We start from the raw sequence: 13,220 nt of genomic DNA on the forward strand, positions 1-13,220 counted from the left end.
CGGTGCGCCCGCCGGGACCGACGTCAATCCAGCCAGCCATCACGCTCGCTGTGCAGGATCCGCCCATCGTGCCCGCTCAGGCGCACTTCCACGCGCTGGTTGCGGGCGTTGCGCGCTTCCAGTGACCAGGTCGCGCCATCGCGTTCCAGCGAATGGATCTCACGCAGGCCATGGGCCTGTGCCTTGGCCAGCACCTGCTCGGTGCCCAGCAGCGTGCGGCCATCGTGCTCGTCGAAAATCTCGCCGGTCTTCGGGTCGACATAGACCTCGCTGAAGCGGCCATCGGCACGGCTGACATCCGCCTCCCACAGGCCATCATCGCGCTCGATCTCATGGATCTGCGTGTAGCCGGCCTTGCGCAGGGTCTGTTCGACCTGGGCCATGCCCAGCGGTGCCGCCTGCACGGCCGGGGCGAAGGCCAGGGCGACGACGGTGGCGAGGGTGAGCGACTTCAACATGGGGGTTCTCCTGTTCGATGCCGGACCATCCCGGCACCGCCACGATGCCCGGCCTGGCTAACAGCGCCTTAGCCAACGCTGTTAGCCAATGGTTAGGACACACCGGCACACTCGCGCCCTCCTCCCTGTATTGTCGCAACCGACCGTGCTGCTTCCTTTCGCCCTGCCGCTGCTGCTGGCCCTGGCCAGCCCCACGACCGCCGCCCAGCCTGCCAAGGACCCGGCGCAGGATGTCGCGCGCCGGGCCGTGCAGCAGGGCCGCTATGTCGCGCTGGAAGGCGTGGTGCGCGATGCGCTCACGCGCCACCCCGGCCAGCTGCTGGAAGTGGAACTGGACGATGGCGTGTACGAGGTGGAAATCCTGCGCGCCGACGGCGTGGTGGTGGAGCTGGACTATGATGCGCGTAACGGCAGGCTGCTGAAGACGGAACTGGACGACTGATGCGCATCCTGCTGGCCGAAGACGATGCGGCGCTGGCCCAACGCCTGCAGCCGCTGCTGGAACAGGCCGGTTACGTGGTGCAGGCCGTGGCCGATGGCCGCCAGGCCGAAGAGATCGGCCAGATCGAGGACCTGCAGGCCGCCATCATCGACCTCGGCCTGCCCGGGCTGGATGGCCTGAGCGTGATTGAACGCTGGCGCGGCAACGGCCGCAGTTTCCCGGTGCTGGTGCTGACTGCACGCGGGCGCTGGCACGACAAATTGGCCGGTTTCGATGCCGGCGCCGACGACTACCTCACCAAGCCGTTCCAGGCCGATGAACTGGTGCTGCGCCTGCGCGCCCTGATCCGCCGCAGCCATGGCCACGCCAGCCCCCGCCTGCAGTGCGGCCCGCTGCAGCTGGACGTCAATGCCGGCCGCTTTGAAATGGACGGGCAGGCATTGGCGCTGAGCCCGCAGGAGTTCCGAGTGTTGAGCTATTTCATCCACCACGCCGGCAGCGTGATCAGCCGCGACCGTCTGGGCGAGCAGATCTTCGAAAGCGGCTACGACCCCGATTCCAACGCGCTGGACGTGCTGCTGGGGCGCGTGCGCCGCAAGCTGGGCGTGGACCTCATCCATACCGTGCGTGGCCAGGGTTGGCGGCTGGCCGAAGCATGAGCGCGCGGCAACCCTCGCTGCGCCGGCGGCTGCTGCTGGTGGCCGGCATCGGCCTGGTGCTGGTCTCTGTGCTGGCTGGCGTCCTGCTGGGCGAGCTGTTCAAGCGCAGCGCGCGCGACCGCCTGGATGGCGAGCTGCAGCAGGACATGCTGACCCTGCTGGCACAGGCCGAGATCGATCCGGACGGGCAACTGCGCTTGCGCCAGGAGCCGAACGACGCGCGCTTCCAGCGGGTGTTTTCCGGTGCGTACTGGCAGATCGCCGACAGCCACGGCAAGGTGCTCCTGCAGTCGCGATCGCTGTGGGACCAGACCCTGCCCGCCACCGCTGCGGGTCCGGCCGAGCGTGATCTGTCCGGGCCGATGCAGCAGTCGCTGCGCGCGCGCGTGCAGCAGGTGCGCCTGCCGCGTGCCACGCAGGCGTATGTGGCCCTGGTGGCGCACGATCGGCAGGCGCTGGATGCCGATGTCGCCGCCTTCCGCAACCGCAGTGCGCTGGCGCTTGGCATCCTGGTGGCGGCGTGGCTGGCGGTGCTGGCCAGCCAGGTCCATTTCGGCCTGCGCCCGCTGCGTGGGCTGGGCCAGCAGATCGAACGCATCCGCCGTGGCGAGGCTGAGCGCATTGATCGCCGCCAGCTGGACCGCGAGATCGCACCGCTGGCCGATGAGCTCGATGCCCTGCTCGACCACCACCAGCGCATGGTGGCGCGTGCACGCAGCAGCGCCGAAGACCTGGCCCATGCCCTGAAGACGCCGCTGAGCGTGCTGGCCGCCGAAGCACAGGGCGAAGGCCGCGACTGGCGCCGCACCCTGCACGAACAGGGCGCGCGCATGCGCGCCAGCATCGACCGTTACCTGGCCGCAGGCCTGGCCGTCGACCATCGGCAAAGCAGCGAGGTGGCCCCGGCCGCCGAAGCCCTGTGCCGCTTGATGACCCGCGTGCATGGCGGCCGCCGCATCCGCTTCCAGATGGATGTGCCGCGCGGTATCGCCTTTGCCGGCGCCGCCACCGACCTGGAAGAAATGCTGGGCAACCTGCTGGACAACGCCGGCAAGTGGGCCCAGGGCGAAGTGCGCCTGCGTGCGCTGGCGCAGAATGACCGGCTGCACATCGAAGTGCGCGACGACGGCCCGGGCCTGGACAAGGCCAAGCTTGAGAGCGTCCTGCAGCGCGGCGTGCGCCTTGACGAGCGGGTGGAAGGCAGCGGCCTGGGCCTGGCGATCGCCGCAGAGATCGCGGCCAGCCACGGTGGCTCGCTGCGCCTGTCCAACGAGAACCCAGGATTGCGTGCGCGGCTGGAGCTGCCGCTGGCGGCGCCGTAACGCTGCTGTAGAGCCGAGCCCATGCTCGGCTGCAGCGGAGCCAGCCGAGCATGGGCTCGGCTCTACAGCGCTCAGCGGTGGTGCATCCACCAGCAGTCGATGGCATCCAGCGCGATGTGGATCATCAACCCGATGCCCACCAGCCGCGTTTTCTTCGGCACGCACAGGCCCGCATACACGGCGATGGCCGGTGCGGTGTGCAGCGGGTGGAAGCCGATGCTGCAGCGGTTGGGCGCGTAGATCGGGTCGGCCAGCAGGTGGTCGAGGTCGATGATCCAGCCCAGCAGCAACAGCAGCCAGGCGGACGCGAAACGCTTGCGCCAGAACAGCCATGCCAGCAGGGCTGGCACGGCGGCATGCAGGAAAAGATGGAAGATCGCGCGCGCGCTCATCGGCACAGGTAGCGCCGGGCCATGCCCGGCGTTCCCATGGACATCACGCCAGCGGTTCGTCGGACAGGTAGGTGTAACCGGTCAGGCCGGCTTCCAGCGCCTGCGACAGCTCCTGCGCACGTTCCGGCGACAGCTCGGCCGCCGCCACGCGCTGGGCATAGGCCGCACGCAGGTCGTCCAGCTTGTAGCCCACGTAATCCAGCATCACGTCGGTGGTGTCACCGCGGCGCTGCTGGGTAATGGCGTAGCCATCGGCATCGGCCACCACTTCCACTGCGTCGGTATCGCCGAACAGGTTGTGGATGTCGCCCAGGATCTCCTGGTACGCGCCCACCATGAAGAAACCGATGCGGTAGCTCTCGCCGTGCTTCATCGCGTGCAGCGGCAGCGAGGTGTCCAGGCTCTCGTTCTCGACATAGGTCTTCACCATGCCGTCCGAATCGCAGGTCATGTCGGCGATGATGCCGCGGCGGTCCGGGGTCTCGTTCAGGCGTTCGATCGGCACGATCGGGAACACCTGGTCGATCGCCCACGCATCGGGAATCGATTCGAACACGCTGAAGTTGACGAAGTACTTGTCGACCAGTCGCTCGTTCAGTTCATCCAGCGCCGGGCGGTGGCTCTTTTCGTCGTAGCTCAGGCGCGCACGCACGCCGTGGGCGATGGCGTAGAACAGATCGTCGATGCGCGCACGCTGCGGCAGGTCGATCTGGCCCAGCGCGTAGCTGGCCAGGCCTTCGGCGTGGAAGTGCTGCGCTTCCTGGAACAGTTCCACCGCCGGGCGCGTGTCCAGTTCCTCGTGGATCTCGCGCAGGTGGCGGATCGAGGCCGGCTCGTCGTCGTGCTGGTCCGGCACGCGGCCTTCCTGCGCCTGTTCCACTTCAGAGACGTTGGCGATCAGCACCGCGTGGTGCGCGGTCATCGCGCGGCCACACTCGGTGACGATGCGCGGCGGGGTCAGGCCGTGCTCTTCGCAGGCGTTGGCCAGCGGCTGCACGATGTTGCTGGCGTACGAATTGAGCCCGTAGTTGATCGAGCAGAAGCTGCGCGAACGGGTGCCTTCGTAATCCACGCCCAGGCCGCCGCCCACGTCCACGTGGGTGATCTTCGCGCCCAGCTGTGACAGCTCGACGAAATAGCGGGTGGCTTCGCGCATGCCGTTGGCGATGTCGCGCACGTTGGAGATCTGCGACCCCATGTGGAAGTGCAGCAGGTTCAGGCAGTCGGCGTATTCGGTATCGCGCAGCGACTTCCACAGATCCAGCAGCTGGCGCGGGGACAGGCCGAACTTGGCCTTGTCGCCACCGCTGTTCTGCCACTTGCCGGCGCCCAGCGAGGCCAGGCGCATGCGCACGCCCAGGCCCGGCTTCACGTCCAGTGCCTTGGATTCCTCCAGCACCAGCTTCAGCTCGGACGGCTTCTCGATGACGATGAAGGTCTGCAGGCCCAGCTTGCGGCCGATCAGGGCCAGGCGGATGTACTCGCGGTCCTTGTAGCCGTTGCAGACGATCAGGCCACCCGGGCGCGACAGTGCCAGCACGGCCATCAGCTCGGGCTTGCTGCCTGCTTCCAGGCCGAAGCCTTCACCGTGGTGGCTGGCCAGGGTGCCGGCCACGCCGCGGTGCTGGTTCACCTTGATCGGGTACACGGCGGTGTAGCCGCCCGGGTACTCCCAGTCCTGCTGGGCCTGGGCGAACGCCGCCTGCAGCTTGCCCAGGCGCTGGCCGAGGATGTCCGGGAAGCGCACCAGCAGCGGCAGCTTGGCGCCGCCGGCACGTGCAGCGTCCACCACCTTGGGCAGCGACACCACCGGGCCATCTGCCCCGGTCGGTCTCACTACCATGTGCCCGGCCTGATCCACATCGAAATAACCATCCGCCCAATGCGGGATCGAGTAGGTCTTGCGGGCTTGGTCGAGGGACCAATCGGTCATTGCAGTCGGCCTTGTTGGCAATAAAAGGGGGGGCATGATAACGCCTATATGCCCACAGGTTCGTTATCATGCGCGCCCGCGCCCGTGGCAGGTCTGAACCTGAACGGGCCGATCCGTCCGGATGTGGCATCTGTGCCACGCGGCCCCGCCCGCCAGCCCGGCTTCAACCCTCCGAACAGGACCGTAATCCAATGACTGACAGCAGCAACTGGTACATCGAACACTTCGAACGCACTGGCTCGGCCATCGGCTTCCGCATCACCGGCAAGCTGGACGAGGTGCAGTCGCCGTTCCAGAAGATCGAGATCTTCCAGACCACCGACTGGGGCAACCTGATGACCATCGACGGGGCCATCATGCTGACCAGCAAGGACAACTTCTTCTACCACGAGATGATCAGCCACCCGGTGCTGTTCACCCACGCCGCGCCCAAGCGCGTGGTCATCATCGGCGGTGGCGACTGCGGCACTCTGCGCGAAGTGCTCAAGCACAAGGGCGTGGAGAGCGTGACCCAGTGCGATATCGACGAGCAGGTCACCGTGATGGCGCGCAAGCACTTCCCGGAGCTGTGCGATTCCAACGATGACGCCCGCGCCGAGCTGCTGTTCGACGACGGCGTGGCCTACATGGCCAACTGCCCGGCCGGCAGCGTGGACGTGGTGATCGTCGATTCGACCGACCCGGTCGGCCCGGGCGAAGGCCTGTTCAACAAGGCGTTCTACGAGAGCTGCTTCAAGGCCCTGAAGGACGACGGCATCCTGGTGCAGCAGTCCGAATCGCCGCTGATGCAGCTGGAGCTGATCAACGAGATGCGCACCGAGATGGGCAAGGCCGGCTTCGGCTCGTTCAAGACCCTGCCGTTCCCGCAGCCGTGCTACCCCACCGGCTGGTGGAGCGTGACCATGGCGCGCAAGGGCGAGAGCGGTTTCGACTTCCGCCAGGCCGACTCGGCTGCCAAGACCTTCAACACCCTGTACTACACCGCCGCGCTGCACACCGGCGTGCTGGTAACCCCGCCGTTCGTGGCATCGGCCCTCAAGGGCTGATGGCAAGGTGTGCCGACCAACGGTCGGCACCTACCAGGGCTAATGCGTGCCGACCAACGGTCGGCACCTACCTACAGCGCGGGTTTTTTGCTTTGCGGTAGTGCCGGCCGCTGGCCGGCAACCCCATGAACGACCGTTCGGTCAGATCGCCCAGATACCGGCAATCACCGCCACCACCAGGCCCCACTTGATGACCTGGTAGGCCACCACGCTGCGCTCGCGCAGGGCTTTGGCCTTCAGGCGCACCTTGTACACGCCACCGAAGGCCTTGTTGACGCCACCGGTCGGATCACCCGGCAGGTTCGGCGAGGCACCGCCGGCCAGCAGCGTGGACGCCACCGCGCGGTTGAACAGGCCCGGCAGGCCGAAGCGCAGCGGGCGGGCGATATCGCAGAACAGGATCACGCGATCCTGGTCGGTCTCGTTGTGTGCGTGGTGGATGTAGGTCTCGTCGAACATCATCCACTCGCCGTCGCGCCAGCTCTTCTTCACCCCGTCCACCACGATGTAGCAGCCATCGTCGTTGGGCGTGCTCAGGCCCAGGTGCAGGCGCAGCGAACCGGCGAACGGATCGCGGTGCGGGCGCAGTTCACTGCCCGGCGGCAACTGCGCGAACATCGCCGCGCGCACATCGGGAATCGATTCGATCAGCGCCACGGTCTTCGGGCACATGGCCTTGGCCGACGGATGCGACGGGCCGTACCACTTCAGGTAGAAGCGCTTCCAGCCACGGCGGAAGAACGAATTGAAGCCGGCATCGTTGTAGCTGCTGGAGGCGGCGATCTTCTGCGCGTCACGCAGGGCCAGCGCCTCGTCGCGGATCACCTGCCAGTTCTGCCGCAGCGGCTCCAGCTGCGGGAGCTCCTTGCCCGGGTCCAGGAACGGCGTGGTGGGCACCTTCGAGAACAGGTACATGATCACGTTGATCGGGGCCATGAAGCTGGAGTGGTCCAGCAACTGGCGCGACCAGCGCGCGCGGACCTTGCCGCGGTAATGGATGTACAGCACGCAGGCCACGAACAGCGCTGCCAGGACAATCTTGATGATCAAAGCACTTTCCTCCAGCGGGCGCCGGACAGGGAAACGAACGATGCGGCCGCGCGGCCTGCACCGGGTGGGGACGCGGCAGGGGACGGTGACGTGCCGGGTGGGGGCGGCCGCCGATGTCGCGGGTTAACAGCTTATGGTCGGCAGCCAATGCCCCCGGGTCAAGTTACCCAAGCACCCTGTTCAGCATCACGTAGCTGAACAACCAACCTACACTGGTACGGATGCCCGCCTGCGACCACGCCCCCTACCCCGCCCTCAGCGCCCGCTATGCGGCCTTCTTCCCGGGCCAGCCAGCGGCCACGCCACGCAGCGAGGCCTTCCATTGGGCTGGGGGCACTCTGCGCCTGGACCGCCACGGCCCGGCCGATGCCGGCGCGACCGTGGTGCTGGTGCATGGGGCCGGCGGATATGGCCGCATGTTCGCCCCACTGGCCGCCGACCTGGCCGCAGCCGGGCATGAAGTGGTGGCGCCGGACCTGCCCGGCTATGGCTTGAGCCCCGCGGCCTGGCAAGCCGTCGATTACGGCACGTGGAAGCAGGCCCTGCTGGCCCTCATCGAGGCCGAGTACCGGCGCCGGCCGCGCCCGATCGTGCTGCTGGGTGCCAGCATCGGCGGCTACCTGGCCTATCTGGTGGCGGCCGAATCGCCGTGGGTGCAGGGTCTGGTGGCCACCACCCTGGCTGACCCACGCGACCCCGACGTGCAGGCCGCCCTGGTGCGCCAGCCGTGGATGCGCGCCCTGCTGCCCACGCTGCGCCCTACCAGCCGCCTCACCCGCGGCCTGCGCGTGCCGGTGCGCTGGTTCACCCACATGCAGCGCATGTCGCGCGACCCGGCCCTGACCGCGCTGGTCTGCGCCGACCCGCTGGGCGGCGGCAACCGCGTGCCGCTGGGCCTGCTGGCCTCCCTGTTCGACACCGCCCCGGCGCTGGAGCCCGAGCAGTTCCAGCGCTGCCCGGTGCTGATGCTGCACCCGGCCTGCGACGACTGGACCCCGGTGGCGATCAGCGATCGCTTCTTCCAGCGCCTGGCCGCGCCCAAGCAGCGGGTACTGCTGGACGAATGCGGCCACTTCCCCATCGAGCAGCCCGGCCTGGACCAGCTGCGCGATGCACTGCTGCCGTTCGTGCAGCGCATTGCGGGGCAGTTTTCTGGCAAGCCATTGATTGAAAAGGCCCGAAGCGCTAAGTGAGACGAAATTGTCCGATCAGGCGCGACGAACTGTTCCAGCTACGGCCCCGACATTTCTCCGACAAAACGTGGATTAGCGAACTCGGCGGTACTAAAATTCACTTAACGAAAGTTTAGCTACCTCCCCCCAGTCGTACCGGTTCGCTTGACGCTGCAGCGCCACCCACCGGGTCGTCGTCCGAGACCCCGCCATGACTTCCACTGTTTCCCCCTCCCCGTCCTGCGGCGATGACGCCGTCGCCCCGCTGCTGCTTAAGCGCGGTGATCGCTTCCTCGCCCCCGATGTCTACCGCACCTGCCTGGACGGCCGTCCGGCGGTGGTGAAGGACTACTCGCGCTACCGCGGCACCCCGGTTTCGCTGATTGCCCGCCTGATGGTGCGCCGCGAAGCGCGCATCCTGCAGCGCCTGGGTGGCTGGAAGCATGCCCCGGCCCTGCTTGGCACCCTCGGCGGCCTCGCCCTGGGCATGGAATTCATTCCGGGCCAGACGCTCAGTACCGCGCAGGCGGTGGGCAATGAAGTGTTCGACCAGCTGCAGCACGCGCTCAGCCGCCTGCACGCGGCCGGCATCACCCACAACGACCTGCATGGCACCAACGTGGTGGTGAGCGGCGGCGTGCCGGTGCTGTTGGATTTCACCTCGGCCTGGCGCGCCCCGCGCTGGCTGCGCCGCAACCCGCTCAGCCGGCAGATGCGCCGCAGTGACATGAAGAACCTGCTGAAGATCCGCCAGCGCGTGACCGGCCAGGCGCCGAGCGCCGCGCAGGCTGCAATGGTGGCCGACCCGGGTTGGGTCGCCGCCGTGCGCCAGGGCTGGAAGCGGTTCTACAAGTGGGCGAAGCGGTAGAGTCGACCGTTGGTCGACTGCCCTTCCATCCGCACCCGAAATGCCCGCGCTGCGCGCGGTAGTCGACCAACGGTCGACTCTACCCAGCCGCGTCCAGACGCCACGCGGCGCGCTTACAGCGCGTCCGCGTCCAGCTCGCCGGTACGAATACGCACCACGCTGCCCAGGTCGTACACGAACACCTTGCCATCGCCGATCTTGCCGGTGCCCGCCGCCTTCACGATCGCCTCGACCACCAGCTCCACCTGGTCATCGGTCACCGCCACTTCCAGCTTCACCTTCGGCAGGAAGTCGACCACGTACTCGGCGCCACGGTACAGCTCGGTATGGCCCTTCTGCCGGCCGAAGCCCTTCACCTCGGTCACCGTGATACCGGTAACCCCACGCTCGGCCAGCGCTTCGCGCACGTCGTCGAGCTTGAACGGCTTGATCACCGCCATGACCATCTTCATCGTCGATCTCCTGTATTCCGGCGTGGAGGATAGCGCCTGAACGCACCCGGCGCGAAACCGCCGCCTGTGCGGCCGCACGGGCCGGCAGTATCCTTATGCGCGAACGGCCTGCCAGGCCACGGAGTCCCCCATGATCGACCTGAACCACCTCGATGACCTCGCCCGCCGCCTGAGCGACCTGGTCCCGCCGGGCCTGCGCGAATCCCGCGAGGAACTGCAGGCCACCTTCAAGACCGCGCTGCACGCCGGCCTGGCCAAGCTCGACCTGGTGACGCGCGAGGAATTTGAAGTGCAGCGTGCGGTGTTGCTGAAGACCCGCGAGAAGCTGGACGCGCTGGAGGCAACTGTTCGTGAGATTGAAGGGCGGGATTCAACCCAGGGCTGAGGATCCAAGGTGCGATGCATGGTCCTCGGCAATCTCCCATAGCCGAGCGACCGTCGTGTCATGAAGTGAGCCCGTGCCCCCAAGCCACAGCCCAAGCACCATGCTCTTCTCCTGGACAGGCGGTCATCGCTGGCGAAACGCCAGGGCGGGATCAACCTTGGCCGCGCCCAAAGCGGGAATCAGAGCGGCGATCTGGCAACTCAGCAACGTCAGTCCCGCACCCAGCGCCACCGAAGCGGCGCTTACTGCAGCCATCTCCAGTTGGAGCGCAAGAAGACGGTTCGCCGCTACGGCCAACCCTGCACCCAGGATCACGCCAAGCCCGGCAACAACGGCACTCTCCACGGCGAAGAGGGCCACCACGTCACGTCGGGATGCGCCAAGCGCGCGCCGGATGGCAATCGACCGGTGTCTGGCAGAGACCCAGTAATGACTCATTCCGAACACTCCGAGCGCTGACGAAGCGGTCACGACGAAAACCACTGCCAGCAACACACTTGACCTGGATGCGTCCTTGGCGAAGTGCGCTGTCCTGAGCTCGGCCACGGAGCGAACGGGCTCCTGTACAAAGCCCGGCATGGACGAGGACAGGGCGCGAGTCACGACCCGCTTCGCCTCCAGATCAAATGGCACGTTTCGACGGACGGCATACAGCCCCCCGATACTCTGGGCATCGATCTTCACTTCCGAGATCACGGCCTCGTAGTCGCTGGCATCACCGGTGGATGCGCTCCTGAAGTCTGCCGTGATACCCACGACTCGCAGGGTCAGCGGATAGCTGCCCCAAACCTCGGTATGGATCATCTTTCCCAAAGCGTCGCCCGCAGGGAAAAGGCGCTTGGCGAGACTCCGGGTGACGACCGCAGGTACGGCCAACGTGCTGTTGGGCTCAAGTACGTCCTCGACGGAGGGTGCCTGCAAGCTATCCAGCGCAATACCCTGGACAACTGACGTACCCAGTACGCTCGCGAGCTGCTCGCTTCCAAAGTAGATATACGGGTGCCCTGACGCATCGCGGTTGGACTTCTCCAGCCGCACCGCCCCACGCTCCACCGCGAAAGGGACCGGGCCGATTGCTGCGGCGCTGATACCTGGTACGTCCCGCAGTGCACGCAGCCCAGCGCCCGAACTGGTTGCGGCATCTTCGAAGCCGATGACGCCTATGTTCTGCACCACGGCGATACGGGCCTCGCTCAGGCCGGACTCGGCATCGATGCGCTCCGAAGCTTCCAGAACAATCGTGGATATGTTTGCAAGCACCGCCATGGAAACTGAGATCTGAAGCACCATGAGGCCAACGACCGTGAGGTGCTTCGACACCGTTTTAAGCGTCGTCACCATCGCGTGAACCACCGTCATGGCACTTCCCCCATGCGCAACGATACGAACCGCTGGCTGGCTCTCCACAGCGGAATCGACGCCGACAGAAGGGCAGACATCGCCGCGATCAAGGGGCACAGGGCAACGTACCACCACGCAATGGAAAGGTGCGATGCATACGCACTGGAGAGACCCTGTACGACCCGAAATCCGAGGAGGACCATTGGAATGGAGACGAGTCCTCCGGCGGCCCCCAGCACGGCTGAATGAACGGCGAGCTGCCTGACGATGTCTCCACGGGTTGCGCCAAGCGACCGGCGAATGGCGATCTCCCTGGACCGGCCCACGAAGCCAGCCAGGAAGAGCCCGGCGGCATTCACGAGGCAGATGACCAGGACACCGGCTGCGAACCACAGCTGTGTACTGACTTCATCGGGAAGTACGTCATTGATCGCCAGCCACTCCTTGAGCGGTGCCACGCGGGAGAACACGTCAGTGGCTCTGCCTGAATCGACCTGCGCGAGCCCATAGCGGTGCAGCGCACTGCTGAATGCGCCGAGCGCGTGCGTGTCGTTCAGCTGGACCCATAGCTGCAGCCAAGCGCACGATGCGCTCTCCGGATCCTCAGGGACGCCGTCGCGACAGGACATCGCGCCCATGCCGTAGTCCTTTGGCAGCGCACGCCATGCCGCCAGCGGGATGTAGAGACGTTCGCTCTCCGCGTAGGCACCGCCTCGAAGATCGTGGAATCGTGGAATGGGATTCCAGTCCTCCACCACGCCGACGATGGCGAAGCTCCGCGTGGCCAGCTCGATCTGTCTTCCCACCGCAGATTCCGATCCGAAAAGCTCCCTCGAGAGTGATCGCGAGATCACTGCAACGCGCGCTCCATTCTGGTCATCATCGGATCGCCAGAAGGCCCCGGAGAGCAGTTTCAGGTCGAGCAGGGAATGCGCACCTGACGTAAAACCTCGAACGGCAATCATGCCGAGCGGCCGATCCGTTCCCATGGGCCTGTAGGGAAGCCAGGATGACGACGTTGCTACGCTCGGGACGCCGGTGCGGCGGGTAATTTCCTGCACATCGTGCAGCGACAGCACAGACAGCGGCCGGGCAGAGCTGGATCGGGCGGCATCATCCCGCAGATCAAGCTCCACGTGATAGAGAGACTGGCTGATGCTGGGTGCAGGATCGCCCCCGAGGCCGATCCGGATCAGCAGCATCGTGGCAAACGCGCTTATGCCTGTCGCTACGGCGAGCACGATCAGGACGCTGAGAAGTTTCGACCTATAGATGCCGGACAGTGCGAGTTCCAACGCGTATCGCATGCGTTCCTCTCCTTGGTATGCTGAAAGAGATGCGCCGCCGCAAGGGCGGCACATCAAGTGCAAGTCTCAGGAGGACTTACATGCACAGCCGGAAACACAGTTCCCGCTGTTTACCTTGCAGACCGCGCCGGAAGCCTGGACGCCCCCGGCGCCCAGCATTTCCAGAGCGCGCGGATCACGCACTTCGCAAAGGCCGTTCTCGTCATAGACGAACGGGTGATTGGTTTCAGCGGTCTGTCTGATCTCTTTCATAACCTCTCCTTGGCGCTGCGATGTACCCCGACGAGCCCAGTGGTTCGCGGGGATCTGCCGATGTACGGCAAACTCGATGCCCGCGGCCTCATGCGGGTCGAGTTCGTTTCTTCCACTCCGCTCTGTGCACTGCCAATAGAT

Annotated in this window: 15 protein-coding genes; 7 read left to right on the plus strand and 8 right to left on the minus strand. The window is 66.2% G+C overall.

Translation table 11 applies throughout. From position 1 onward, the window contains the following. Window positions 1-23: 23 nt before the first annotated feature. The gene (locus C1927_RS19680; protein WP_108747555.1) at window positions 24-458 is read right to left on the minus strand and encodes a PepSY domain-containing protein; all 435 of its coding nucleotides are present in this window, start codon (window positions 456-458) and stop codon (window positions 24-26) included. Window positions 459-606: 148 nt separating this feature from the next. Between C1927_RS19680 and C1927_RS19685 the strand changes: the two genes are divergently transcribed. From C1927_RS19685 to C1927_RS19695, 3 genes are read left to right on the plus strand one after another with little or no spacing between them, the layout of a single operon-like run. After that, complete coding sequence (locus tag C1927_RS19685) at window positions 607-900, plus strand: PepSY domain-containing protein (protein ID WP_079225415.1); 294 nt, start codon at window positions 607-609, stop codon at window positions 898-900. Beyond that, on the plus strand, window positions 900-1,559 hold the full coding sequence (locus C1927_RS19690; RefSeq protein ID WP_079223961.1) for a response regulator transcription factor: 660 nt from the start codon (window positions 900-902) through the stop codon (window positions 1,557-1,559). The genes C1927_RS19685 and C1927_RS19690 overlap by 1 nt, the downstream gene beginning before the upstream one ends. Further along, the gene (locus C1927_RS19695) at window positions 1,556-2,881 is read left to right on the plus strand and encodes an ATP-binding protein (protein WP_079223963.1); all 1,326 of its coding nucleotides are present in this window, start codon (window positions 1,556-1,558) and stop codon (window positions 2,879-2,881) included. Before C1927_RS19690 ends, C1927_RS19695 begins: the two co-directional genes overlap by 4 nt. A 71-nt stretch (window positions 2,882-2,952) precedes the next feature. Here C1927_RS19695 and C1927_RS19700 read toward each other — a convergent pair whose 3' ends face one another. Together C1927_RS19700 and speA are read right to left on the minus strand one after the other, a co-directional pair. After that, on the minus strand, window positions 2,953-3,273 hold the full coding sequence (locus C1927_RS19700) for a DUF6122 family protein (protein WP_079223965.1): 321 nt from the start codon (window positions 3,271-3,273) through the stop codon (window positions 2,953-2,955). 43 nt (window positions 3,274-3,316) lie between these two features. Continuing rightward, on the minus strand, window positions 3,317-5,206 hold the full coding sequence (speA, locus tag C1927_RS19705) for an arginine decarboxylase (protein WP_079223967.1): 1,890 nt from the start codon (window positions 5,204-5,206) through the stop codon (window positions 3,317-3,319). 191 nt (window positions 5,207-5,397) lie between these two features. On the opposite strand from speA, the gene speE reads away from it, so the two are divergent. Beyond that, window positions 5,398-6,252 carry a polyamine aminopropyltransferase gene (gene speE / locus C1927_RS19710; protein ID WP_079223969.1) on the plus strand — a complete coding sequence of 285 codons (855 nt, stop codon included), beginning with the start codon at window positions 5,398-5,400 and terminating at the stop codon, window positions 6,250-6,252. A 141-nt stretch (window positions 6,253-6,393) separates the two neighbouring features. Here speE and C1927_RS19715 read toward each other — a convergent pair whose 3' ends face one another. Further along, a complete protein-coding gene (locus C1927_RS19715; protein WP_174208738.1) occupies window positions 6,394-7,299 on the minus strand; it encodes an aspartyl/asparaginyl beta-hydroxylase domain-containing protein in 906 nt (301 codons plus the stop codon). 224 nt (window positions 7,300-7,523) lie between these two features. On the opposite strand from C1927_RS19715, the gene C1927_RS19720 reads away from it, so the two are divergent. Together C1927_RS19720 and C1927_RS19725 are read left to right on the plus strand one after the other, a co-directional pair. Next, window positions 7,524-8,495, plus strand: a complete 972-nt coding sequence (locus C1927_RS19720) for an alpha/beta hydrolase (RefSeq protein ID WP_108747556.1) — start codon at window positions 7,524-7,526, stop codon at window positions 8,493-8,495. A gap of 190 nt (window positions 8,496-8,685) precedes the next feature. Continuing rightward, window positions 8,686-9,342, plus strand: a complete 657-nt coding sequence (locus C1927_RS19725) for an RIO1 family regulatory kinase/ATPase (protein ID WP_108747557.1) — start codon at window positions 8,686-8,688, stop codon at window positions 9,340-9,342. 113 nt (window positions 9,343-9,455) lie between these two features. On the opposite strand, the gene C1927_RS19730 is transcribed toward C1927_RS19725, so the two are convergent. After that, window positions 9,456-9,794: a P-II family nitrogen regulator gene (locus C1927_RS19730; RefSeq protein WP_079223976.1), complete on the minus strand. Its 339-nt coding sequence runs from the start codon at window positions 9,792-9,794 to the stop codon at window positions 9,456-9,458. Window positions 9,795-9,924: 130 nt separating this feature from the next. On the opposite strand from C1927_RS19730, the gene C1927_RS19735 reads away from it, so the two are divergent. After that, window positions 9,925-10,179 carry an accessory factor UbiK family protein gene (locus C1927_RS19735; RefSeq protein ID WP_108747558.1) on the plus strand — a complete coding sequence of 85 codons (255 nt, stop codon included), beginning with the start codon at window positions 9,925-9,927 and terminating at the stop codon, window positions 10,177-10,179. A 123-nt stretch (window positions 10,180-10,302) separates the two neighbouring features. Here the strand turns inward: C1927_RS19735 and C1927_RS19740 are convergent, their stop codons facing one another. The 3 genes from C1927_RS19740 to C1927_RS21495 all read right to left on the minus strand — a co-directional run bounded on the left by C1927_RS19740 (window position 10,303) and on the right by C1927_RS21495 (window position 13,079). Next, window positions 10,303-11,538: an FtsX-like permease family protein gene (locus C1927_RS19740; protein ID WP_108747559.1), complete on the minus strand. Its 1,236-nt coding sequence runs from the start codon at window positions 11,536-11,538 to the stop codon at window positions 10,303-10,305. Beyond that, on the minus strand, window positions 11,535-12,827 hold the full coding sequence (locus tag C1927_RS19745) for an ABC transporter permease (protein ID WP_159095386.1): 1,293 nt from the start codon (window positions 12,825-12,827) through the stop codon (window positions 11,535-11,537). Before C1927_RS19745 ends, C1927_RS19740 begins: the two co-directional genes overlap by 4 nt. A 66-nt stretch (window positions 12,828-12,893) precedes the next feature. Beyond that, window positions 12,894-13,079, minus strand: a complete 186-nt coding sequence (locus C1927_RS21495; RefSeq protein ID WP_152027136.1) for a hypothetical protein — start codon at window positions 13,077-13,079, stop codon at window positions 12,894-12,896. Between the last annotated feature and the right edge of the window lie 141 nt (window positions 13,080-13,220).

This window comes from Stenotrophomonas sp. ZAC14D1_NAIMI4_1, assembly GCF_003086775.1.
GTDB lineage: Bacteria > Pseudomonadota > Gammaproteobacteria > Xanthomonadales > Xanthomonadaceae > Stenotrophomonas.

Coding starts and splice junctions, on each gene's coding strand:
- C1927_RS19735 (WP_108747558.1), top strand. CDS start 9,925: ATGATCGACCTGAACCACCTCGATGACCTCGCCCGCCGCCTGAGCGAC.
- C1927_RS19745 (WP_159095386.1), bottom strand. CDS start 12,827: ATGCGATACGCGTTGGAACTCGCACTGTCCGGCATCTATAGGTCGAAA.
- C1927_RS19690 (WP_079223961.1), top strand. CDS start 900: ATGCGCATCCTGCTGGCCGAAGACGATGCGGCGCTGGCCCAACGCCTG.
- C1927_RS19700 (WP_079223965.1), bottom strand. CDS start 3,273: ATGAGCGCGCGCGCGATCTTCCATCTTTTCCTGCATGCCGCCGTGCCA.
- C1927_RS21495 (WP_152027136.1), bottom strand. CDS start 13,079: ATGAAAGAGATCAGACAGACCGCTGAAACCAATCACCCGTTCGTCTAT.
- C1927_RS19730 (WP_079223976.1), bottom strand. CDS start 9,794: ATGAAGATGGTCATGGCGGTGATCAAGCCGTTCAAGCTCGACGACGTG.
- C1927_RS19695 (WP_079223963.1), top strand. CDS start 1,556: ATGAGCGCGCGGCAACCCTCGCTGCGCCGGCGGCTGCTGCTGGTGGCC.
- speE (WP_079223969.1), top strand. CDS start 5,398: ATGACTGACAGCAGCAACTGGTACATCGAACACTTCGAACGCACTGGC.
- speA (WP_079223967.1), bottom strand. CDS start 5,206: ATGACCGATTGGTCCCTCGACCAAGCCCGCAAGACCTACTCGATCCCG.
- C1927_RS19740 (WP_108747559.1), bottom strand. CDS start 11,538: ATGACGGTGGTTCACGCGATGGTGACGACGCTTAAAACGGTGTCGAAG.
- C1927_RS19725 (WP_108747557.1), top strand. CDS start 8,686: ATGACTTCCACTGTTTCCCCCTCCCCGTCCTGCGGCGATGACGCCGTC.
- C1927_RS19720 (WP_108747556.1), top strand. CDS start 7,524: ATGCCCGCCTGCGACCACGCCCCCTACCCCGCCCTCAGCGCCCGCTAT.
- C1927_RS19680 (WP_108747555.1), bottom strand. CDS start 458: ATGTTGAAGTCGCTCACCCTCGCCACCGTCGTCGCCCTGGCCTTCGCC.